Source organism: Microbacterium stercoris, assembly GCF_017592545.1.
GTDB classification, from domain to species: Bacteria; Actinomycetota; Actinomycetes; order Actinomycetales; family Microbacteriaceae; genus Microbacterium; species Microbacterium stercoris.
The window spans coordinates 441,616-463,529 of sequence record NZ_JAGFOA010000003.1; the positions used below are offsets into that span (position 1 = coordinate 441,616).

The window sequence follows — 21,914 nt, forward strand, 5'->3', positions numbered from 1 at the left end:
GTCAGTGCGTTGCGTACGACGCGCTCCCTGGGGCGGCGGGAGCCGTCAAAGCCCTGACCATACGCCGATTCGCTCACAGAGATCCGGGGCGAGCGCCGATTTGACACCCTCGCGGATCCGCGGCACGCGCGGGCGCGGTAGCGAGCGGTCCTGGATGTCCCTTCCGAATCTGCGGCGACCGTCGATCGGAACGACGAAGCGCCCCCGGCCGGAGCCGGAGGCGCTTCACGAGGAGCCGGGATCAGCTGTTCTCGAGCACGTAGTCGATCGCGCGGATGAGCTGGCGGATGTCATCGGGCTCGATCGAGACGAAGGTGGCGACGCGCAGCTGGTTGCGGCCGAGCTTGCGGTACGGCTCGGTGTCGACGATGCCGTTGGCGCGCAGGGTCTTGGCGATCGCGGCCGCGTCGATCGACTCGTCGAAGTCGATCGTGGCGACGACGGGGGAGCGGTGCTCGGGGTCGGCGACGAAGGGCGTGGCGACCGAAGACGCCTCGGCCCACGCGTAAAGCGCGCCGGACGACTCGGCGGTGCGGGCCGCGGCCCAGGTGAGGCCGCCGTTGCCGTTGATCCACTTCAGCTGGCTGTCGAGCAGGTGCAGCGTGGTGAGGGCCGGCGTGTTCAGCGTCTGCTGCAGGCGCGAGTTGTCGACGGCCTGCTTCAGGCTCAGGAAGTCGGGGATGTAGCGGTCGGAGGCGGCGATGCGCTCGATGCGCTCGATCGCGGCGGGCGACATCGCGGCGAACCACAGGCCGCCGTCGGAGCCGAGGTTCTTCTGCGGCGCGAAGTAGTAGACGTCCGTCTCGGCGATGTCGACGTCGATGCCGCCGGCGGCGCTCGTCGCGTCGATGACGGTGAGCGCACCCTCGTCGCCGTGCACGCGGGCGACGGGCGCGGAGACGCCGGTCGAGGTCTCGTTGTGCGGCCACGCGTAGACGTCGACGCCCTCGACCGCCTCGGCGGCCACGCGGGTGCCCGCCGCGGCGCTGCGCACGTCGGGCGCCTCGAGCCAGGGCGCCTTCGCGGCGGAGGCGAACTTGCTGCCGAACTCGCCGAAGGTGAGGTTCTGCGAGCGCTTCTCGATCAGGCCGAACGCCGCGGCGTCCCAGAACGCCGTCGAGCCGCCGTTGCCGAGCACGATCTCGTATCCCTCGGGCAGGCGGAACAGGTCGGACAGGCCCTCGCGCACGCTCTGGACGAGGTTCTTGACCGGAGCCTGACGGTGCGAGGTGCCGAGCAGCGACGACCCCACGGCGGCGAGGGCCTCGATCTGCTCCGCACGGACCTTGGAGGGGCCGCAGCCGAAGCGGCCGTCGGCGGGAAGAAGGTCGGCGGGGATCGTGAGCGTCATGCCTCTCAGCATATTGCCCAGCAGCAGCCGGACCCGTGGGGATACGGCTCGTTAGGATGGCCTTCGTGACCGACCTGATCGACACCACCGAGATGTACCTGCGCACGATCCTCGAGCTCGAGGAGGAGAACATCGTGCCGCTGCGTGCGCGCATCTCGGAGCGGCTCGGCCACTCCGGCCCGACGGTCTCGCAGACGGTCGGGCGCATGGAGCGCGACGGCCTCGTGGTCGTCGGCTTCGATCGTCGGCTCATGCTGACCGACGACGGGCGCAACAAGGCGATCGATGTGATGCGCAAGCACCGTCTCGCCGAGCGCCTGCTCTCCGACGTGATCGGTCTCGACTGGGCGTACGTCCATGAGGAGGCCTGCCGCTGGGAGCACGTGATGAGCGAGCAGGTCGAGCGGCGTCTCGTCGAGCTGCTGGGGCACCCCACCGAGTCTCCGTACGGCAATCCGATCCCGGGCCTCGACCAGGTCGGCGGCGCCTCGATCACTGATTTCGACGCGGGCGTCATCTGCCTCGTGAAGCGCCTCGACGCCGAGAACGGTCCGGTCCGCGGCACCGTGCGCCGCCTCGCGGAGCCGGCGCAGGTCGATCCGGATCTGCTCCAGCAGCTCCGTGACGCGGGTGTGGTGCCCGGTGCGCAGGGCGACTACCGCTACAGCGAGGGATATGTGCTGGTCACGATGGACGGCCACGAGGAGGGTCTCGAGCTTCCCGTGGACCTCGCTTCGCACATCTTCCTCGTCGACGACCGGGTTGCCTGAGCGCCTGCTCAGGATGCTCCCCGGGGATACCCAGCCCCATAGGCAAGTCCGGGCGTGACATTTCCGTTACCTTCCCGTAGTCTCATGTGAAGCCCGGGGCGACCCCTCCCCAGGCCGCTCCGTGGGAAATCGCCTCAACGGCTCGTCGTTTCCACGGATCGCACACTGTGTGCCCCGACAAACCAGTGCTGACGAGCCGGCGGACCCGAACCGCGTGGCGATGGAGGATCCCCTTGTCTGAAAACCTTTCGTCCCCCGCGGCATCCGACGCGGAGACCTCGACCGGCCTCGTCAAGACCCCGACGACCACGGGCCCCATTCGCACTTCGCAGGTCCGCTCCGCGATCCGTCGTGCAGAGCGCGAGGCCCGCCGGGCCGTCGCCCCCAAGTTCCGTCCCGTCCGCGCCATCGGCACGGTCGCGGCCGTCGCCGCGCTGATCGCGGGCGTCGCCTTCCCCGCCTACGCCGCCATCCAGGCCGACACCGAGACGCTCAGCGTCCACGACGTCGCCTCCGAGTCGGCGCAGTCGATGGTCGTCGCCTCCGAGGTCGAGGGCCAGACCCTCGCCGGTGCGACCTACGGTGCGACCTCCAAGGAGGAGCTCGAGAAGGCGAAGGCCGAGAAGGAAGCCGCCGAGCGCGCGAAGAAGGCCGCCGCGGCCGCTGCTGCCGCCGCCGCCTCCGCCGCGAAGCGCAGCACCGGCGCATCCGTCGCCTCGGTCGACCCCTCGACGATCCCGATCTCCGCGGGCGGCTTCGGCGCGCCCCTGCCGGGCGGCTACCGCATCGGCGACAGCCTCGGCGCCGGTCACAGCCAGGCCACGCACGACGGCCTCGACCTCCTCATCGCCAGCGGCACCCCGATCTACGCCATCGCCGACGGTGTCGTCGCCACGTCCGGCTGGTCCGGCGGCTACGGCCTGATGGTGCGCTACAACTCGGTCGTCGACGGTCAGTCCGTCGAGGTGCGCAACGCCCACATGTCGTCGGCTGCGGTCGGCGCGGGTCAGACCGTCACCCGCGGACAGGTCATCGGCTACGTGGGTTCGACCGGCGCCTCGTCGGCACCGCACCTCCACATCGAGATCCGGATCAACGGGGGCCTCGCGAACCCGCTGTACGTGCTCCCGCTCTGATCCGATCCGCACGGATCCTTCCGGAAGAGCCCCTGCCGAATGGCGGGGGCTCTTCTGCATGCGGGGAATTCACCGCGCGTTCCGCCCCTCGGGCGTGTCGGCGCGCTAGCCTGATCCCGTCGCCACCGGGTGAGGCAGGGAAGGAGAAGGCCGATGAAGCGGATACCTCGCATCCGAACCATGGATGCGCTCGGGCGTCACGTGCTTCGGCATCACTCCCTCTTCCATCGTGCGCACACGAGCCGTGGTTCGTCCACGGGCCCGGAGGCGTCGTCTGCATAGACGGCGCCTTCTCTCGTCTCCACGCACCTGCTGATCCCGTCCCGACGACAGTTCGAGACTCCCGGAAGCCGTCCGGGACCGACCTGGAGGACATGCATGCGCACGCTGGTACTGAATGCGGGATACGAGCCGCTCGCCGTGATCTCGTTCAAGCGGGCCCTGGTGCTCGTGATGAGCGAGAAGGCGACCGTGATCGAGCACAACGAGGAGCTGCCCGTCTGGGGCACCACGGCCGCCTACGACCGTCCCGCGGTGATCGTGCTCACCCGCTACGTGCGCGTGCCGGCGACGCGAAGGATGCCGGTGACGCGGCGGGGCGTGCTGCGGCGGGACGGCTACCGGTGCGCGTACTGCGGCAAGGCGGCATCGACGATCGACCACATCCTGCCCCGCTCACGCGGCGGCGCCGACTCGTGGGAGAACCTCGCCGCGTGCTGCCTGCGCTGCAACAACGTCAAGGGCGATCGCACGCCGCAGGAGATGGACTGGGAGCTGCGGATGACCCCGCGCCCGCCGCACGGCACGGCCTGGACCGTGCGGGGCGTCGAGCGAGCAGACCCCCGGTGGGAGCCGTATCTGGCGCTCGCGGCCTGATCCGCCGGCGCTGCGCGGGGTGATTCGGCGCCGGGTGTCGCCGGCGCTCCTAGGCTGAGATCGTGCGTGCCGCGACGGGCTCGAGAAGCTCGGCGGACGTCCGTGCGACGCATGTCGCACCATCCGTCGATCGAAGAGAAGAGCAATGAAGACCTTCACCCTGCCCGGTACCGACATCACCGCGTCCAACATCGTCCTCGGGCTGATGCGCATCCAGGACAAGACCGACGAGGAGGTGCGCACGCTCGTGAGCACCGCGCGCGACGCGGGCATCACCTTCCTCGACCACGCCGACATCTACGGCGCGGGCGCTCAGCACGGCTGCGAGCGCCGCTTCGCCGAGGCCCTGAAGCTCTCGTCGTCGGAGCGCGAGCAGTGGGTCATCCAGACCAAGGCCGGCATCGTCAAGGACGGACCGTACTTCGACTTCTCGTACGAGCACCTCATCCGCTCGGCCGAGGGATCCCTCGAGGCGCTCGGCACCGACTACCTGGATGTGTTCCTGCTGCACCGCCCGGATGCGCTCGTGGAGCCCGAGGAGGTCGCTCGCGCGTTCGACGAGCTGCACGCCTCCGGCAAGGTCCGTGCGTTCGGTGTGTCCAACCAGACGCCGGGCCAGATCGAGCTGCTGAAGAAGCACGTGAACCAGCCGATCGTCGCCAACCAGCTGCAGCTCTCGGTCACCCACGCGCCGATCGTCGCGCAGGGCGTCGCGGCCAACATGCAGGGTCTCGACCAGTCGATCGGCCGCGACTACGGCATCCTCGACTACTGCCGCCTGAACGACATCACCGTCCAGGCCTGGTCGCCGTTCCAGGCGCAGTTCTTCGACGGCCCGTTCCTCGGATCCGACCGCTACCCCGAGCTGAACGCCGTGGTCGACCGGCTCGCCGCTCAGTACGACGTGCAGCCCGAGGCCATCGCCGTGGCCTGGATCACGCGTCACCCCGCGAACATGCAGGTCGTGCTCGGCACCACCACACCGGCGCGCGTGGAGGCCGCGGCGCTCGGCTCCGACCTGCCGCTGACGCGCGCCGAGTGGTACGAGCTGTTCCGCGCGGCCGGCCACGTCGTGCCCTGACGCGCACGCTCACGGCACGGTCTGCGGGCCCGGGGACGCTAGCGTTCCTGGGCCCGCAGGCCGTCCAGGGCGACGGTCAGGATGTCGTGGCCCAGGCGGTCGCCGTCGATGGTGCCGTCCGGGCGGTACCACTCGATGACCGAGTTGATCATGCCGAAGATCAGGCGCGCGACGATCGATGCGTCCACGTCGTCGCGCAGGTCGCCGTCTCGCTGCGCCTCGCTCACGAGGGCCGTCACCTGCTGATCGAAGCGGCGGCGCCGAGCGAGCGCCTCCTTCTCGATGGGGCTGTTGCCGCGCACGCGCAGCAGCAGGGTGACCGAGGGGAGGTGCTGGATCAGCACATCCGTGGCGCGACGGATCACGTCGCGCAGGCGCGTGATGGCGCGCTGATCCGGGGCCCCGTCCGGCGTGTGCAGCACCGCCTCGAGCGCGCTCAGCGCCTGGTCCAGCGCGATCTCGAGCAGCGCCTCCTTGGAGGCGAAGTGGTGGTAGAGCGCCGACTTCGTCAGCCCCAGCCGCTGCGACAGGTCGGCGACCGAGGTCGCGTCGTAGCCCTGCTCGTTGAACAGCTCCACCGCGATGCGGAGGATGCCCTCGCGGTCGTAGCCCGGTCGTCCCCGACGGGCGCGGGTGGGCTCCGGTGCCTGCTCGATCACCCGGCCAGTCTGACACGCGGCATCGCGTGCACGGCGCGGGTCACTCCGTGTCGACGAGGAGGTTGGTGATGCGGGCGGTGGAGATGGCGGATCCGTCCGCATCGACGATCCGCACCTCGTAGGTGGCCATCCGGCGCCCCCGGTGCAGGGGAGTGGCCGTGGCGGTGACGACCGGGCCGCGTGCGCCCCGATGGTGGGTGATGTTGAGGTCGACGCCCACGCAGACCTTCCCGAGCGAGCTGGCGTGGATCATCGCGCCCCACGAGCCGGTGGCCTCGGCGAGGGCGGCGGTCGCCCCGCCGTGAAGTCGTCCGAGCGACTGCGTGTTGGTGGCGACGGGCATCGTCACCACGACCTTCTCGAGTGACTGCTCGACGATCTCCATTCCCAGCTTCACGTCCAGCTCGCCGGGGGTGATCGTCCACAGTTCGGGGCTCATCGGGGCTCGTCTCGTTTCCTTCAGCGGATGCGCGGGTGTCGTCGGAGTCCGGATGGGCGCGACTTGCCGACCGCCGCAGGCTCTGACACTATCGATCTCACATTACTGAACGAGCGGTCTGAAAAGAAGACCTGTCGAGAGTGCCGCGCGACGATGCGCGGCGGAGGATGACGATGTCCGAGGCATATCTCGTAGGAGGGGTGCGCACCCCCGTCGGCCGATACGGGGGCGCGCTCGCCGCGGTGCGGCCCGACGACCTCGCGGCCCTGGTGCTCGCCGAGGCGGTCTCGCGTGCCGGAGTGCCTGCCGACGCCCTCGACGAGGTGTACTTCGGCGCCGCGAACCAGGCGGGGGAGGACAACCGCAACGTGGCGCGCCTGGCGGTGCTGCTCGCGGGGCTGCCCGACTCCCTCCCGGGGGTCACCGTCAACCGCCTGTGCGCCTCCGGCATGTCGGCGATCGCGATGGCCTCGCAGGCGATCCGGGCCGGCGACGCCGATCTCATCGTCGCGGGCGGCGTCGAGTCGATGACGCGCGCCCCGTGGGTGCAGGCGAAGCCCGAGCGGGCGTGGGCGAAGCCGGGTGCGGCGTTCGACACGTCGATCGGCTGGCGCTTCACCAACCCCCGTCTGACGGAGCGCGACAAGGCCACCTTCTCCATGCCCGAGACCGCAGAGGAGGTCGCGCGCCTCGACGGGATCACGCGCGAGGACGCGGATGCGTTCGCCGTGCGCAGCCACCGTCTCGCGGTGGAGGCGATCGACGCCGGCCGGTTCGCCCCCGAGATCGTCGCCGTGCCGACCCGCACCGGCCTCGTCGAGACCGACGAGGGCCCGCGTCGCGACACCTCGCTCGATGTGCTCGCGACGCTCCGCCCGGTGGTGCCCGGCGGCAGCGTCGTCACGGCCGGCAACTCCAGCTCCCTCAACGACGGCGCCTCCGCGATCATCGTCGCCGGCGCGGATGCTCTCGAGCGCCACGGTCTGACCCCGCGGGCCCGGATCGTGTCCCACGCCTCCGCGGCGCTCGCCCCGGAGATCATGGGTCTCGGCCCCGTGCCCGCCACCGAGAAGGCGCTGGCCAAGGCGGGGCTGACGGTCGCCGACCTCGACGCGGTCGAGCTCAACGAGGCGTTCGCGACCCAGTCGCTCGCATCGATCCGGCGCCTGGGCCTCGACCCCGAGATCGTGAACGCGGACGGCGGCGCGATCGCCCTCGGCCATCCGCTCGGCTCCAGCGGATCCCGCCTGATCGTGACGCTGCTCGGGCGCCTCGAGCGCACCGGCGGACGGTACGGCCTCGCGACCATGTGCGTGGGCGTCGGCCAGGGCACCGCGCTGATCGTGGAGCGGCTCGATGTCTGAGTCGGTGCGCATCGACTGGCGTCCTGACCGCGTGGTGGCGACCCTCGACCGGCCCGAGGCGCGCAACGCCATCGACCGGCAGATGATCGACGAGCTGCACGCCCTGTGCGCCGCCCTGGAAGCCGATCCGCGGGTGCTGATCCTGGCCGGCAGCGGGGGAGTGTTCGCCTCCGGCGCCGACATCGTGCAGCTGCGCGCGCGTCGCGCCGAGGATGCGCGCCGGGGGATCAACACGGCCGCGTTCCAGCGGGTACGGGCGCTTCCCCTGCCCGTGATCGCCGCGGTCGACGGCTACGCGCTCGGCGGAGGTGCCGAGCTGGCCTACGCCGCCGATATCCGGATCGGCACGCCGACGGTCAAGATCGGCAACCCGGAGACGGGACTGGGGATCATCGCGGCGGCCGGCGCCACGTGGCGGCTCCCCGAGATCGTCGGGCACGCGCGGGCCTCCGAGCTTCTGCTCACGGGGCGCATCCTCGGTGCCGAGGAAGCCCTGTCCTGGGGACTGCTCAGCGCGATCCATCCCTCCGATGAGCTGCTGGATGCGGCCCATGCCATCGCCGATCGCATCGTGGCGCAGGACGCACTGGCGACTCGGCACACCAAGACCGCCCTGCGCGCACCGACCGACGCCCACCCGGCGATCGAGCTGGAGCTGCAGGCGGAGCTCTTCGAGAGCCCCGAGAAGATGCGGCGCATGACGGAGTTCCTCGAAAGGAAGGGCAGGAGATGACGCAGCCCCCTCAGACGCCCGCCCGCGTGGGTGTGCTCGGCGGCGGCCGGATGGGCGCCGGGATCGCGCACGGCTTTGTGCTCGCGGGCTCGCACGTGACCGTGGTCGAGCGGGACGCGGAGGCGGCCGAGGCCGCGCGGCAGCGCGTGCACGAGAGCCTGCGCCGATCGATCGAGCGGGGCGCCACGGATCGTCCGCTGCCCGACCTCGAGGCCGGGGTGACGTTCGCGACCGAGGTCGCGGCGTTCGCCGACGCGGCGCTCGTCATCGAGGCCGTGCCGGAAGACCGTGCGCTCAAGGTCGACGCCCTGCGCCGGGCCGAGGCGGCGCTCGCCGCGGAGGGCGTGCTCGCCTCGAACACCTCGTCGATCTCGATCGACGATCTGGCGCGCGAGCTCGATCGCCCGGCGCGCTTCCTCGGACTGCACTTCTTCAACCCGGTGCCCGCGTCCTCGCTCGTCGAGGTGGTCATCGGCAGCGCGACCGCACCCGAGCTGCGCGCGAGCGCGGCCGAGTGGGTCGAGGCGCTCGGCAAGCGCGCCGTCGTCGTGGCCGACGCCCCCGGCTTCGCCTCGAGCCGCCTCGGTGTCGCGCTCGCGCTCGAGGCCATCCGCATGGTCGAGCAGGGCGTCGCATCCGCGGCCGATATCGACGCCGCGATGGAGCTGGGCTACCGCCATCCCTCGGGCCCGCTGCGCACGACCGACATCGTCGGCCTCGACGTGCGACTCGGCATCGCCGAGGAGCTCGCCGCTCAGCTGGGCGATCGGTTCACCCCGCCCCAGCTGCTTCGCGACCTCGTCGCCGCAGGACATCTCGGCCGCAAGAGCGGCCGCGGATTCTACGAATGGAGTGAGTGATGACGCACGTGCTTCCGAGCTATCTGCAGGGCGCCTGGTGGGCTCCCGACTCCGACGAGGGCGCCGTCGAGGTGCACGACGCCTCGACCGGCGAGCTCGTCAGCCGGGTGAGCGCCCGCGGCGCCGACCTCGTGGGCGCCCTCGAGTACGCCCGCACTCGCGGGCAGGCGGCGCTCGGCGCCCTGACCTTCCACCAGCGTGCGCTCCTGCTGAAGCAGTTCGCCCTGGCGCTGACGGCACGCAAGGACGAGCTCTACGAGGTCTCCAAGCACACCGGCGCGACCGTGCGCGACTCGCTCAGCGACATCGACGGCGGCATCGGCGTGCTGTTCACGTACTCGTCGAAGGGACGCCGTGAGCTCCCCAACGCGCGTGTCATCGTCGACGGCCCTGCGGAGTCGCTGTCGAAGGACGGATCCTTCCTCGGCGAGCACGTCTTCACGCGCCTTCCCGGTGTGGCGCTGCAGATCAACGCGTTCAACTTCCCCATGTGGGGAGCGCTGGAGAAGTTCGCCCCGGCGTTCCTCGCGGGCGTGCCGTCGATCGTCAAGCCGGCCACACCCACCGCCTACGTGGCCGAGGCCTGGGTGCGCATCCTCGTCGAGACGGGCCTGCTGCCGGAGGGCTCGCTGCAGCTCGTCAGCGGCAGCGTGTCAGGCATCCTCGACCACCTCCGCCTGGGCGACATCGTCGGCTTCACCGGCAGCGCGTCGACCGCCGAGCGTCTGCGCACCCACGAGAACGTCCAGAGCGGCGCCGTGCGCTTCACGACCGAGACCGACTCGATCAACGCCTCGATCCTCGGCCCGGATGCCACCCCCGGCACGCCGGAGTTCGACGCCTACGTGAAGCAGCTGCTCGTCGAGCTCACGACCAAGGCCGGCCAGAAGTGCACGGCGATCCGCCGCGCGATCGTGCCGAAGGGCCAGGTCGACGCGGTGGTCGAGGCGCTGCGCGCGAAGATCGACGAGCGCGTCGTCATCGGCGATCCGCACGCCGAGTCCGTCACCATGGGGCCGCTCGTCTCCGTCGAGCAGCGTGACGAGGTGCGTCGCAGCGTCGACGCGCTGCGCGCCGCCGGCGGAGAGCTTCTGCTGGGCTCGACCGAGGCGCCCGAGGTCGTGCACGCGGACGGCACCCGCGGATCCGGCGAATCCGGCGCCTTCCTCGCGCCGATCCTCGTCGGCTTCGACGACGTCGAGACGCCCGAGGTGCACCGGATCGAGGCCTTCGGCCCCGTCGCGAGCATCCTCGGCTACGACTCCGTGGCGCAGGCGGTGGACCTCGTGGCACGGGGCGGCGGATCCCTCGTCACCAGCGTCGCGACGAACGACCACGACGTCGCCGTCGAGCTGCTCGCCGGGATCGGCGCCTACAACGGACGCGTCCTGTTCCTGGATCGCGAGAACGCGCGCACCTCCACGGGCCACGGCTCGCCGGTGCCGCACCTCGTGCACGGCGGGCCCGGCCGCGCCGGCGGCGGCGAGGAGCTGGGCGGCATCCGCGCCGTGCTGCACCACATGCAGCGCACCGCGGTGCAGGGGTCGCCGGCCGTGCTCACCGCGCTCACCGGCGTCTGGCACGCCGGGGCGCCCACCGAGGCGACGGGACGCCATCCGTTCCGAAAGTCGCTGCGCGACCTCGCCATCGGCGACAGCATCGTCTCGGCCTCTCGCGAAGTGACGCTGGAGGACATCGAGACCTTCGCGAACTTCACCGGCGACACCTTCTACGCGCACATGGACGAGGAGGCCGCGGCGGCCAATCCGTTCTTCCCGGGTCGCGTCGCGCACGGCTACCTGCTGGTGTCCTGGGCGGCGGGGCTGTTCGTCGACCCGGCTCCGGGTCCGGTGCTGGCCAACTACGGGCTCGAGAACCTGCGCTTCGTCACGCCCGTCTCGCCGGGCGATGAGATCCGCGTGGGGTTGACCGCCAAGCAGATCACGCCGCGCGAGACCGACGAGTACGGCGAGGTGCGCTGGGATGCCGTGATCCGCAATCAGCGAGACGAGATCGTGGCGACCTACGACGTGCTCACACTCGTCGCCAAGGACGACGTGTCCGCGAGCGAGACCGTCGGCGCGGCAGCGACGGAGGCCGTGCGATGAGCACGGTCTCCGACCGCGCGATGATGCAGCGCGATCGTGCCTCTGCCGCCCTCGGCATGACCGTGCGGCACGACGCCCCCGGCGAGGCGGAGGTGTCGATGACCGTGCGCGACGACATGACGAACGGGTTCGGCATCACGCACGGCGGTCTCGTCTTCACCCTCGCCGACACGGCGTTCGCGATCGCCTGCAACGAGGACGACCAGGTCACGGTCGCGATCGGCGCCGACATCAGCTTCCTCAAGTCCACCCGCGCGGGAGATGTGCTCACCGCCCGCGCCGTGCGGCGGATCCGCAGCGGTCGCGCCGGTCTGTACGACGTGACCGTCACGGATCAGGAGGGCGACGTGGTCGCCGAGGTCCGCGGGCGCTCGCTCACCACCACGCGTCGCGCCGACTGACGCGCAGCACCTAGGAGAACCCGATGTCGAAGATGACAACCGAGAACTCGGCCAGCCCGATCGTCGCCCACGAGCCCACCACCGTCGACGGGCCCATCGCAGCGGACGGGCCCCTCGCAGCGGACGGGCCCCTCACTGCCGGCGGGCCCCTCACCGTCGACGGGCAGGGCGCTGACCTGATCACGCGGGAGGAGCTCGAGGCCCTCCAGCTGGAACGGCTGAAGTGGACCGTCCACCACGCCTACGAGAACGTGCCGCTGTACCGTCGCAAGTTCCACGAGGTCGGAGTGGTGCCCGCCGACATCCGCACGCTCGACGATGTCCAGCGCCTGCCGTTCACCACGAAGGCGGATCTGCGCGACACCTATCCGTTCGGCATGTTCGCGGTGCCGCCGGAGCAGGTGCGTCGCATCCACGCATCGTCCGGCACGACGGGGCGGCCCACCGTCGTCGGTTACACGGAGGGCGACCTGGAGCGCTGGTCGACGCTCGTGGCGCGCTCGCTGCGCGCGGCGGGCGTGCAGCCCGGCATGCGCGTGCATAACGCGTACGGATACGGGCTGTTCACGGGCGGGCTGGGGGCGCACGCGGGCATCGAGCGCCTCGGAGCGACGACCATCCCGATGTCGGGCGGGCAGACCGCCAAGCAGGTGCAGCTGATCACCGACTTCGCCCCGGACGTGATCATGTGCACCCCGAGCTACCTGCTCACGATCGCGGATGCGATGGAGGCGTCGGGGGTGGATCCGGCCTCCACATCGCTGAGGATCGCGGTGCTGGGCGCCGAGCCCTGGACCAACGAGATGCGCGCCGAGATCGAGCGCCGCCTCAACCTGGATGCGGTCGACATCTACGGGCTCAGCGAGGTGATGGGCCCCGGTGTCGCGAGCGAGAGCGTGCTGACGAAGGACGGGCCGCACATCTGGGAGGACCACTTCCTCCCCGAGACCATCGACGGAGACACGGGCGAGCGCGTGGCGGATGGCCAGCTCGGCGAGCTGGTCTTCACCTCGCTCACGAAGGAGGCCTTCCCGGTCATCCGCTACCGCACGCGCGACCTCACGCGGCTGCGGCCCGGGACGGCCTATCCCGCCATGCGCCGCATCGAGAAGATCACCGGGCGCAACGACGACATGATCATCCTGCGCGGTGTGAATCTCTTCCCGACGCAGATCGAGGAGCTCGCCCTCGGCGTCGAGGCGCTGAGCCCGCACTTCGTCCTGGAGCTCAGCACACGCGGCCGGATGGACTGCCTCCACGTCCGCATCGAGCGGGATCCGTCGGTCGCCGCCGAGCGCGGCAGCGCGGCGGGCGCAGAGCTGCAGCGCCGCATGAAGGTGCACATCGGCATCACCGCGGAGGTCGTGGTCGAGGATCCGGGTGCGCTTCCGCGCAGTGAGGGCAAGCAGTGCCGGGTCTACGACAAGCGGTGATCTTGCCGCGACACAGACCCTGCGATACATTTACTGAACAATCGTTCTGAAAAGGAGTCGATGATGACTGCACCCCTGCGGGACATCGTTCCCCCGGATGACGCCGAGGCCCAGGCGGCGTTCGACGACCTCATCGCATCTGACTCGCGCATCGAGCCGCGCGACTGGATGCCGGCGGCATATCGCAAGACGCTGATCCGCCAGATCTCCCAGCACGCGCACTCGGAGATCATCGGCATGCAGCCGGAGGGCAACTGGATCTCCCGGGCGCCGAGCCTCAAGCGCAAGGCGATCCTCATGGCCAAGGTGCAGGATGAGGCCGGCCACGGCCTCTACCTCTATTCCGCCGCGCAGACCCTCGGCATCACGCGCGACGAGATGACCGAGCAGCTCATCGCCGGGCGCGCTCGATACTCGTCGATCTTCAACTACCCGACCCCGTCGTGGGCCGACATGGGCGCCATCGGCTGGCTCGTCGACGGGGCCGCCATCTGCAACCAGGTTCCCCTGTGCCGCGCCTCCTACGGTCCGTACGGACGGGCGATGGTGCGCATCTGCAAGGAGGAGTCGTTCCATCAGCGGCAGGGGTTCGAGATCCTGCTGACGCTGATGCAGGGCACCCCCGCGCAGCGCGAGATGGCCCAGGACGCCGTGAACCGCTGGTACTGGCCGAGTCTGATGATGTTCGGTCCGCCGGATGACGCGTCGCCGAACTCGGCGCAGTCGACGGCCTGGAAGATCAAGCGCTTCTCGAACGACGAACTGCGTCAGCGCTTCATCGGGATGCTCGTGCCGCAGGCCGAGGTGCTCGGCGTCACGCTGCCCGACCCGGAGCTGCGCTGGATCGAGGAGGAGCAGCGCTGGCACACCAGCGAGATCGACTGGACCGAGTTCCACGAGGTGCTCGCGGGACGCGGTCCCATGAACGCGGTGCGTCTGCAGAACCGCCGCGACGCGCACGAGAACGGCGCGTGGGTGCGCGAGGCCGCGGCCGAGTACGCCCGCAAGCAGGCTGCGCGCGTGAGGGAGGTGGCGTGATGTCGGCTCCCGGTTCGTCGCCCGCCGAGACGTGGCCCCTCTGGGAGGTCTTCGTCCGCGCCAAGCGTGGTCTCAGCCACGTGCACGTCGGCTCGCTGCACGCTCCCGACTCCGAGCTCGCGCTGCGCAACGCGCGCGATCTCTACACCCGCCGCAACGAGGGCGTCTCCCTGTGGGTCGTCCCGGCCGACGCCATCACCACGAGCGATCCGGATGCCAAGGGCGCGTTCTTCGAGAGCCCCGCCGGCAAGAACTACCGTCACGCCATCTACTACACGGCGTCCGAGGGGGTGCCGCACCTGTGAGCGCGCACACCACCGAGGCGGATCCGCACGGCGACGTCACGGTCGACGCGCTCGAGCTCTCCGCCGAGCTCGTCGGCAGCGGCCGGGCCGAATCCGCGGATGTCGCCGAGTACGCCCTGGGGCTGGGGGATGACGCCCTGATCCTCGCCCAGCAGCTCGGCGGCTGGATCGCCAAGGCGCCCGAGCTCGAGGAGGACGTCGCCCTCGGCAACATCGCCCTGGACCTGCTCGGACACGCGCGCTCGCTGCTGCGCTACGCCGGAAGCCATGACGGGCGCAGCGAGGACGACCTCGCGTACTTCCGCGATGAGCACGAGTTCCGCAGCCAGTGGCTGTTCGAGCAGCCGAACGGCGACTTCGCGCACACGATCGCGCGGCAGCTGATCGCCGCGACGTACCTGTTCGAGCTGTACGCCCGGCTGTCCGCTTCGTCGGATGCCACGCTCGCCGCGATCGCGGCGAAGTCGGTGAAGGAGGTCGAGTACCACCGCGACCACGCCGTGCTGTGGACGCTGCGTCTCGCCGGCGGCACGGAAGAGTCACGCCGCCGCATGATCGTCGCTCTCGGGGACATGTGGCCCTATGTCGACGAGCTGTTCCGCGACACCGGCCTCATCGAACGGCTGGAGGGCGTCGCGGTGCGACCGTCGACGCTGCGCGAGCCGTTCGACGAGGTGATCCGGGCCGTCCTCTCCGAGGAGGGTCTGGAGGTCCCGACGGTGCAGCCCTCCGCGGGCGGCGGTCGCGACGACGCGCACTTCCCGACGCTCGGGTACCTCCTCGCCGAGATGCAGGTGCTCGCGCGGCAGCATCCGGGTGCGACATGGTGACCACACGCTCTCGCGCGTGGGCGGTCGCCGCGACCGTCCACGACCCCGAGGTGCCGGTGCTCACGATCGAGGATCTGGGCATCCTGCGCGACGTGCGCGAGCTCGAAGACCGGGTGGAGATCGTCATCACGCCCACGTACTCGGGGTGCCCGGCGATGGACACGATCCGGCAGGATCTCGAGCTCGCGTTCACCGAGGCCGGATACGACCGGGTCGTGGTGGAGACCGTGCTCTCTCCGGCCTGGACCACCGACTGGATGACGGATGAGGGCAAGCGCAAGCTCGAGGCCTACGGCATCGCGCCGCCCCGCGTGTCATCCGAGCGGCGCGGACCCATCCCCGTCGCCCTCGGGGTGAGGTGCCCGCGGTGCGGGTCGCTGGACACCCGCGAGGTCTCCCGTTTCGGCTCGACCTCCTGCAAGGCCCTGTTCGAGTGCCGCGCGTGCCTCGAACCCTTCGACCACTTCAAGGTGCACTGACGATGACAGAGACGTCGACGACCAGCGAGACACGCGACATCGCGGATGCGTTCCTGCGCAACGCGGTGGGCGGTCCCTCCGTGCGGCAGACAGAGCGCCGCCGAGCGCGGTTCCACACCCTCACGGTGAGCGAGGTGCGGCCCCTCACGGCCGACGCCGTCGAGGTCACCTTCGCGGTGCCCGACGGGCTCGCGGACGAGTTCCACTACCTGCCCGGCCAGTACGTCGCGCTGCGCGCGCAGATCGAGGGGGAGGAGCTGCGCCGCTCGTACTCCCTCTGCCGCCCGCCGCAGCCGGGATCCGTGAGCGTCGCGATCAAGCGCGACTTCGGCGGCCGATTCTCGACGTGGGCGCAGACCGAGCTGAAGGCCGGCGATGAGATCGACGTGATGAGCCCGCAGGGCACCTTCACCTCGACGCTCGGCGATCTCGCCGGCGTGCACATCGCGGGCATCGCCGCGGGATCGGGGATCACCCCGCTCATGGCGCTCGCGAGCACGGTGCTCGAGCAGTCCGCGGATTCGCAGTTCACGCTCATCTACACGAACCGCTCGACGCTCGATGTGATGTTCCTCGAGGAGCTGGCCGACCTCAAGGACAAGTACCCGACGCGCCTCGTGCTGCACCACGTGCTGTCGCGCGAGCAGCGCGCGGCCCCGCTCCTCTCGGGGCGCCTCGACGAGGAGCGGCTCACCCGCATCTTCGACGGCCTTGTGCAGCCCGCGACCGTCGACGAGTGGTTCCTCTGCGGACCGCTCGAGCTTGTGCAGCTGTGCCGTGACACCCTCGCCGGCTTCGGCGTCTCTCCCGAGCACGTGCGCTACGAGCTGTTCACGACCGGCGAGGAGGATCGATCCGGTCCGAGGCGTCCGGTGGTCGCGCGCGAGGACGAGCCGATGCGCACGATCGACTTCACCCTCGACGGGCAGTCGGCCTCCGTGCAGACGCCGCTCTCGGCGAACGAGTCGATCCTGGATGCGGCGCTCCGCGTGCGTCCCGACGTGCCCTACGCGTGTGCGGGCGGGGTCTGCGGCACCTGCCGCGCGCGTGTGATCAGCGGATCCGTCAACATGGCCGAGAACTACGCGCTCGAGCCCGACGAGATCGACCGCGGCTATGTGCTGACGTGCCAGTCGCACCCGACCTCCGACCGCGTCGCGGTCGACTACGACAACTGAGGTGAGCATGATCGATCTGCGCATCGAGGATGGCGTCGCGCACGTCACCCTCGCCAACCCCGCGAAGCTCAACGTGCTCGACGAGCAGGCCCTTCGCGACCTCGACGCCGCGTATCAGCAAGCCGAAGCCGCCGGGGTGCGCGCTCTTGTGCTGAGCGGCGAGGGTCGCGGCTTCTGCGCGGGGCGCGACATCTCGGGCGTCGACCCGCGCGAGGACGACGTGCTCGGATACCTCGACGGACTGGTCACCCCGCTGATGAAGCGGATGGCGGCGTTCCCCGCCCCGACCTTCGCGGCGGCGCAGGGGGCGGCGCTCGGCGTCGGCCTCGGCCTGCTCATCGCGACCGACGTGGTCTACGTCGCCGAGGATGCCAAGATCGGCTCGCCCTTCGGCGCGCTCGGAGCCACGCTCGATTCGGGCGGCCACGCCCTTCTCTACGAGCGGCTGGGCGCCCACCGCACGCTCGACATGATCTACACCGGCCGCATGCTCACGGGCGCCGAGGCGGTGGCCGCCGGTCTGTTCTCGCGCGCTCTGCCGGCGGCCGATCTGCTGGAGCAGACCCGGAGCGCGGCGCAGACCGCCTCCCGCGGGGCGACGGCGGCGTTTGTGGCGAGCAAGAGCCTCATCGAGCAGCTGCGCGGAGACCGCGCGGGCCTGTGGGACTCGCTCGCGCAGGAGAACCGCGCGCAGGCCGCGCTCTGCGACACCGACGACTACCGTGAGGGCTTCGCGGCCTTCCAGCAGAAGCGGCGTCCGGTGTTTCGCGGGCGGTGAGTGGCGGTAGCGGCCGCCCGCGGGGGAGTGCGGCGGCGGGCGGCTGCGGCTGCGGGGGAGCAGGGCGCAGGGCGGGTGGGTCAACGAAGCGGGATCGCGGCCGGATAGACTGGAGCGGCCAGCCTCTGTAGCTCAATGGAAGAGCAGTTCCGTCCTAAGGAAACGGTTGGGGGTTCGAGTCCCTCCAGGGGCACCGACTCCGCTAGACAAGTTGGATCCGCCTCGCGAACAAGCTCGACTGCGCGCCTGCTGGCGCTAGCGATGGAAAGCACCAGTTTGGCAGCGAAGTAGTCAGCATCCTCGTCTCGAGCGCTAGCGACAAGCGAGGAGGAGATATGTCGCTCCAACGGGTATGGAGCGGTTGCGCGCGTCGTCTTCGCTCACCAGCGTGGCGATTAGGACTTCGCCAATGACCGCACGTGTTTCCCGTGCATCCAGAGCCTTCTTCACCGCGCGAGCAGTTACGCCCCCACGCATGTGTCCCGCTAGCTCAGCCGAACCGAGCTGAGTTCGTAGAGCCCGCGAATCGAAGTTTTGTAGGGCGGAGACCAGGCGCTGATTCTCCTTCGATTTTGCGCGGTGCACTCCCTCGATCGCCAAAGACGCGCACAGGGACAGCCTCTCAACAACGAGCCCCATTACATCCAGCAACACGTACCCCGCACCGTCCAGATCTGGAGAGCCTATCGGCGGAGTAATCACGGCGCCCTTCTCGACACGACATGTCCCTGACCGCGGGGCGGCCATTCTCCCCCGGCCGGACGTGCGGCGGTGTGGAAACTTGATTGACGTAAAGCCGAACTATGACGGTCTGTTGGGCGCGCTATCTGGTCGGCGAGTGCACCGTGCTGCGCCCACCCACCGAGTCTGGCCAACTGTCTCTAATGAACCGCATGGCGATAGTGTCAGTGGCATGGTGCAGCAGTCTCTCTCTCCGCCGCTATTCGCGATCAACAGCCTTACCTCGAACGCCGGGGATACCGTCAGCCTGCCTCGGGCAGCGGTCACGGCCATCGTCGGCAGCAATAATGCGGGCAAGTCTCGACTCCTGCGGGATATCGAGCTCGTTCTAAGAGATAGTCAGGCACAGCCGGTCACACTCGCGCAGATTGGAGCGACCACGCCGGTGGCCGAGCCGGCGGCGGAACTGGAGGAATGGCTAGATGCCAACGCAGTGCGGAGTACTGGCCAGAACGGAGTTCCGCAGTGGTCTCCCACTACGGGCGACTCCAAGCTGACCATGCGGGATTTCAAGGTCTATCTTGACCAAACCCCTTATTCGTATAGACGCTTCCCGTTCCTAGGGACCGCATCATCGTTCTTCCTTCATCTCACGTCGGCGGGCGCCCTGGCTACACACGCCGCGGGGTCCGCCCCGGTCGGTCCAACCCGCCGCGGAGGTATGAATCCTCTAGGGCATCTCTATCGCGACGGCGACCTCGAAGCGGAACTCGACACACTGTCGCGCTCCACCTTCGGCGAAGGGCTTATGCTGGACCGCGCTAACGCTGAGTTCCGCCTCCGCGTCGGCGACGTGGGGGTGCCAGTTCCGCTCTTGAACCACCCAACCCGGGAGTACGCGGACGCCGTACTTGCTCTCCCTACTTTGGACGAGCAGGGCGACGGCATGCGTAGTTTCGTGGGTTTGGCCTTGCTGGTGATGGCACGCCCGCCGGGGGTTCTGCTGATTGACGAACCTGAAGCGTTCCTGCATCCCGGACAGGCGCGGGCGCTCGGTCGCTGGCTGGGCGGTGCGGCACGAGGCCGAGAGCTTCAGGTGATCATCGCCACGCACGATCGAGACTTCCTGCTCGGACTACTTGAGGCAGACGCACCAGTTAACGTCGTGAGGATCACACGCCACGGAGACAAGAACAGGTTGGCCCAGCTTCCACCGGAAGAGATTCAGCAGGTGTGGGCGGATCCCGTGCTCCGCTATTCCAACGTGCTTCAAGGGCTGTTCCATCGACAGGTCGTGGTGTGTGAGTCCGACGGCGACTGTCGATTCTTCGGCGCAGCGCTCGATGAAGTTGCGCTCGCGAGCGACCGTCGCGCGATTGCGGACGACGTCCTGTTCGTGCCGGGCGGAGGGAAACAACGGGTCGCAGCGATCGCGAATGCGCTCGGACGCCTGCGGGTACGATCTCGGGCGATTGTCGATTTCGACGTTTTCCGTAACAGGGACCAGCTCAGAGCGATTGTCGAAAGCGTCGCGGGATCATGGTCCACTGACATGGCGAACGATTACGTAACGATGGTCCGCCCTATCCAGCAGGGATCGATCTGGGAACGGGTGAAAAACCAAGGCTTGGTGGCTGTGCCTCCGGGAGAACCGAATGCTGCGGCGCAACGTCTACTCGCAGCGCTCGCCGCAGTCGGTGTGTATGTCGTGCCCGTTGGCGAGATGGAAGGGTTCGACCGCAGTCAATCTCTACACGGCGCTGCCTGGGTGAGCACGGCGATCGAGGGCGGGATTCACAAATCTGAGCACGTCGCGAGATTCGTGGAGCCACTGCTCGAAAGCTGACGCCCCCACGCGTCCTGTGGCGCCGCTGCTACGCATCCTGCGGCGAGTCGCCCGATCTGTCCGATCGCTGGCGCTCAAGCGTCGCCGAAAGCTGTAGTGCCGGTATCCTCCCGTCATAGTCCCCATATATTCACCGTGCGTACCGTCGTCCAGATGATTATTGCGGCCGAAACCGTCCCCAGCACGACCGTGCTGCAACCCACTGCAGCCGCACTGCGCTGTCTATCGCGTCGCAACGGCGATGGGCTATCCGCCGCTCAAGCTCGTCGCCGACGGTCTCCAGATCAGCCAGAGCACTGCGACCCGCCTGATGAGTCGCGAGTGACTCCGGCCTGCCCCGAGGGGTCCGCCTCCCGGGAGCCGCGGAGCGCGCAGGCGGGGGACCCCTACAGCCCTGGCGGGTCCCACCACAACACCGTGCCCCACTATGGGTGGTCCCAGCACGAAGAGCCGTCGATCCGTCGGTGAGAGACGCGGTGGGAACGCCGTTCGATCGCGCGATACCGCCGACGTGCCGCCGGCAGCTATTTGAACACGTTGAAATACGAAGCCGAATGCCCTGAGCAAGTGCTCAACCCCGACTGCTCCGTGGGGGTTTCTCCACCAACTGGTCGCAGCCGTTCGGTGCGTGAACGGGAGGCGGGCGCGCATCGGGGCGCGCATGTCGTGTCCGCGGCATCCTGTTCAAACGTTGCTTTGCGACCGGTGCTTATCGGCATGTGCGGCGGACCAACCGACACCTTGTCATCGCGGTAGTGCGCCGTAGAAGCACATAGCCGGGATTGGGAGGACGGCGACGATGGCTTCGCCGGGCCACGGACACGCTTGACAGGTTGCCAACGGCTCACTTCTCGTCGCTCGCCGCGGCCACCTTCGCGCGGATCAGCTCGACTGTCTTCTCGGCCTCGCGCATGAGGGAGAGAATTGCGGCGTGGTTGCGCCAGTGCGCTGACCACAACTCCTCGCCGACGACTGCACGAAAGTCGACACGGGTTGCATCGCCCCACTGCTCGTACTGCTCGAGGCGCTCGGCACGCGCATTGAGATCTACCACACCGCGGGTGGCGGGGGCGTGACGCGCCTTGCCGAACATCCACTCTCGCCAGGCTCTGTTTCCCTTGCTCTGATTGCACTTTCCGCACGCCGGCACCAGGTTGTGGATCTCGTGAATGTAGCCCGTCGGTTGCTGGCCCACGACCAGGGGTCGCAAATGGTCCCACTCGGATGCCGTGTCTCCGCAATAGGAGCAGACCACGACTTCAGTCATACCGAGGATCTCTAGCGCCTCATCGATCTGAGCCTCGGTTGGCCTGACGACTGGAACGATCCCATTGACGAACGAGTTCGTGATGCTGGAGGAACGGCCGGTGATCCGGACTGGCTTGGGCATCGCAAAGCGGAACGCCTTCGCTTGAGTGGAGGCCGATGGGGTGCTCACGCCAGGCGGACGTTTCTCCATCTGCGGGAAGCCACCTGCGCGGTCGGGCCCCGCGAGTGGTTCACGCTCGTCGGCGCGTTGAACTCTACGGTCGGTGCTCATACCTAATCGTCCCCTGTATGCCGCAGAG

At 69.3% G+C, this 21,914-nt stretch carries 21 protein-coding genes and 1 tRNA gene; 18 read left to right on the top strand and 4 right to left on the bottom strand.

The genetic code is table 11. The features are described from left to right. Positions 1 to 241: 241 nt before the first annotated feature. Positions 242 to 1,351, bottom strand: coding sequence for a phosphoserine transaminase (gene serC, locus J5V96_RS09965; protein WP_208503307.1), 1,110 nt, complete (start codon positions 1,349 to 1,351; stop codon positions 242 to 244). A 65-nt stretch (positions 1,352 to 1,416) separates the two neighbouring features. Between serC and J5V96_RS09970 the strand changes: the two genes are divergently transcribed. The 4 genes from J5V96_RS09970 to J5V96_RS09985 all read left to right on the top strand — a co-directional run bounded on the left by J5V96_RS09970 (position 1,417) and on the right by J5V96_RS09985 (position 5,214). Then, positions 1,417 to 2,121: an iron-dependent transcriptional repressor DtxR gene (locus tag J5V96_RS09970; RefSeq protein WP_208503309.1), complete on the top strand. Its 705-nt coding sequence runs from the start codon at positions 1,417 to 1,419 to the stop codon at positions 2,119 to 2,121. 233 nt (positions 2,122 to 2,354) lie between these two features. Further along, entirely contained in the window at positions 2,355 to 3,257 is a 903-nt protein-coding gene (locus J5V96_RS17040) for a M23 family metallopeptidase (RefSeq protein WP_208503311.1), read from the top strand. Between the two features lie 378 nt (positions 3,258 to 3,635). After that, on the top strand, positions 3,636 to 4,133 hold the full coding sequence (locus J5V96_RS09980) for an HNH endonuclease (protein WP_208503313.1): 498 nt from the start codon (positions 3,636 to 3,638) through the stop codon (positions 4,131 to 4,133). A gap of 145 nt (positions 4,134 to 4,278) precedes the next feature. After that, the gene (locus J5V96_RS09985) at positions 4,279 to 5,214 is read left to right on the top strand and encodes an aldo/keto reductase (protein WP_208503315.1); all 936 of its coding nucleotides are present in this window, start codon (positions 4,279 to 4,281) and stop codon (positions 5,212 to 5,214) included. Positions 5,215 to 5,252: 38 nt separating this feature from the next. Here J5V96_RS09985 and J5V96_RS09990 read toward each other — a convergent pair whose 3' ends face one another. Together J5V96_RS09990 and J5V96_RS09995 are read right to left on the bottom strand one after the other, a co-directional pair. After that, positions 5,253 to 5,873 carry a TetR/AcrR family transcriptional regulator gene (locus J5V96_RS09990; RefSeq protein ID WP_307793580.1) on the bottom strand — a complete coding sequence of 207 codons (621 nt, stop codon included), beginning with the start codon at positions 5,871 to 5,873 and terminating at the stop codon, positions 5,253 to 5,255. A gap of 40 nt (positions 5,874 to 5,913) precedes the next feature. Next, the gene (locus J5V96_RS09995; protein WP_208503319.1) at positions 5,914 to 6,312 is read right to left on the bottom strand and encodes a PaaI family thioesterase; all 399 of its coding nucleotides are present in this window, start codon (positions 6,310 to 6,312) and stop codon (positions 5,914 to 5,916) included. A 173-nt stretch (positions 6,313 to 6,485) separates the two neighbouring features. Between J5V96_RS09995 and J5V96_RS10000 the strand changes: the two genes are divergently transcribed. From J5V96_RS10000 to J5V96_RS10065, 14 genes are all read left to right on the top strand, one after another. After that, the gene (locus J5V96_RS10000; RefSeq protein WP_208503321.1) at positions 6,486 to 7,676 is read left to right on the top strand and encodes a thiolase family protein; all 1,191 of its coding nucleotides are present in this window, start codon (positions 6,486 to 6,488) and stop codon (positions 7,674 to 7,676) included. Continuing rightward, a complete protein-coding gene (locus J5V96_RS10005; RefSeq protein WP_208503323.1) occupies positions 7,669 to 8,409 on the top strand; it encodes an enoyl-CoA hydratase/isomerase family protein in 741 nt (246 codons plus the stop codon). The genes J5V96_RS10000 and J5V96_RS10005 overlap by 8 nt, the downstream gene beginning before the upstream one ends. After that, positions 8,406 to 9,269 carry a 3-hydroxyacyl-CoA dehydrogenase family protein gene (locus J5V96_RS10010; protein WP_208503325.1) on the top strand — a complete coding sequence of 288 codons (864 nt, stop codon included), beginning with the start codon at positions 8,406 to 8,408 and terminating at the stop codon, positions 9,267 to 9,269. The genes J5V96_RS10005 and J5V96_RS10010 overlap by 4 nt, the downstream gene beginning before the upstream one ends. Then, on the top strand, positions 9,269 to 11,377 hold the full coding sequence (gene paaZ, locus J5V96_RS10015) for a phenylacetic acid degradation bifunctional protein PaaZ (protein WP_208503327.1): 2,109 nt from the start codon (positions 9,269 to 9,271) through the stop codon (positions 11,375 to 11,377). The genes J5V96_RS10010 and paaZ overlap by 1 nt, the downstream gene beginning before the upstream one ends. Then, complete coding sequence (gene paaI, locus J5V96_RS10020) at positions 11,374 to 11,778, top strand: hydroxyphenylacetyl-CoA thioesterase PaaI (protein ID WP_208503329.1); 405 nt, start codon at positions 11,374 to 11,376, stop codon at positions 11,776 to 11,778. Before paaZ ends, paaI begins: the two co-directional genes overlap by 4 nt. Positions 11,779 to 11,810: 32 nt before the next feature. Further along, positions 11,811 to 13,211 carry a phenylacetate--CoA ligase PaaK gene (paaK, locus tag J5V96_RS10025; protein WP_208503435.1) on the top strand — a complete coding sequence of 467 codons (1,401 nt, stop codon included), beginning with the start codon at positions 11,811 to 11,813 and terminating at the stop codon, positions 13,209 to 13,211. 63 nt (positions 13,212 to 13,274) lie between these two features. Next, positions 13,275 to 14,249 carry a 1,2-phenylacetyl-CoA epoxidase subunit PaaA gene (gene paaA / locus J5V96_RS10030; protein WP_208503331.1) on the top strand — a complete coding sequence of 325 codons (975 nt, stop codon included), beginning with the start codon at positions 13,275 to 13,277 and terminating at the stop codon, positions 14,247 to 14,249. Further along, a complete protein-coding gene (gene paaB / locus J5V96_RS10035; protein ID WP_208503333.1) occupies positions 14,249 to 14,554 on the top strand; it encodes a 1,2-phenylacetyl-CoA epoxidase subunit PaaB in 306 nt (101 codons plus the stop codon). Before paaA ends, paaB begins: the two co-directional genes overlap by 1 nt. Further along, on the top strand, positions 14,551 to 15,384 hold the full coding sequence (gene paaC, locus J5V96_RS10040) for a 1,2-phenylacetyl-CoA epoxidase subunit PaaC (RefSeq protein WP_208503335.1): 834 nt from the start codon (positions 14,551 to 14,553) through the stop codon (positions 15,382 to 15,384). Before paaB ends, paaC begins: the two co-directional genes overlap by 4 nt. After that, a complete protein-coding gene (paaD, locus tag J5V96_RS10045; protein WP_208503336.1) occupies positions 15,378 to 15,863 on the top strand; it encodes a 1,2-phenylacetyl-CoA epoxidase subunit PaaD in 486 nt (161 codons plus the stop codon). The genes paaC and paaD overlap by 7 nt, the downstream gene beginning before the upstream one ends. A 2-nt stretch (positions 15,864 to 15,865) precedes the next feature. Then, entirely contained in the window at positions 15,866 to 17,041 is a 1,176-nt protein-coding gene (gene paaE, locus J5V96_RS10050) for a 1,2-phenylacetyl-CoA epoxidase subunit PaaE (RefSeq protein ID WP_208503338.1), read from the top strand. A 7-nt stretch (positions 17,042 to 17,048) separates the two neighbouring features. After that, the gene (locus tag J5V96_RS10055) at positions 17,049 to 17,819 is read left to right on the top strand and encodes an enoyl-CoA hydratase/isomerase family protein (RefSeq protein ID WP_208503437.1); all 771 of its coding nucleotides are present in this window, start codon (positions 17,049 to 17,051) and stop codon (positions 17,817 to 17,819) included. A gap of 121 nt (positions 17,820 to 17,940) precedes the next feature. Continuing rightward, a tRNA-Arg gene (locus tag J5V96_RS10060) sits at positions 17,941 to 18,012 on the top strand. A gap of 720 nt (positions 18,013 to 18,732) precedes the next feature. Continuing rightward, positions 18,733 to 20,346, top strand: coding sequence for an ATP-dependent nuclease (locus J5V96_RS10065; protein ID WP_208503341.1), 1,614 nt, complete (start codon positions 18,733 to 18,735; stop codon positions 20,344 to 20,346). An 844-nt stretch (positions 20,347 to 21,190) separates the two neighbouring features. On the opposite strand, the gene J5V96_RS10070 is transcribed toward J5V96_RS10065, so the two are convergent. Next, positions 21,191 to 21,886 carry an HNH endonuclease signature motif containing protein gene (locus J5V96_RS10070; protein ID WP_208503343.1) on the bottom strand — a complete coding sequence of 232 codons (696 nt, stop codon included), beginning with the start codon at positions 21,884 to 21,886 and terminating at the stop codon, positions 21,191 to 21,193. Positions 21,887 to 21,914: the final 28 nt, after the last annotated feature.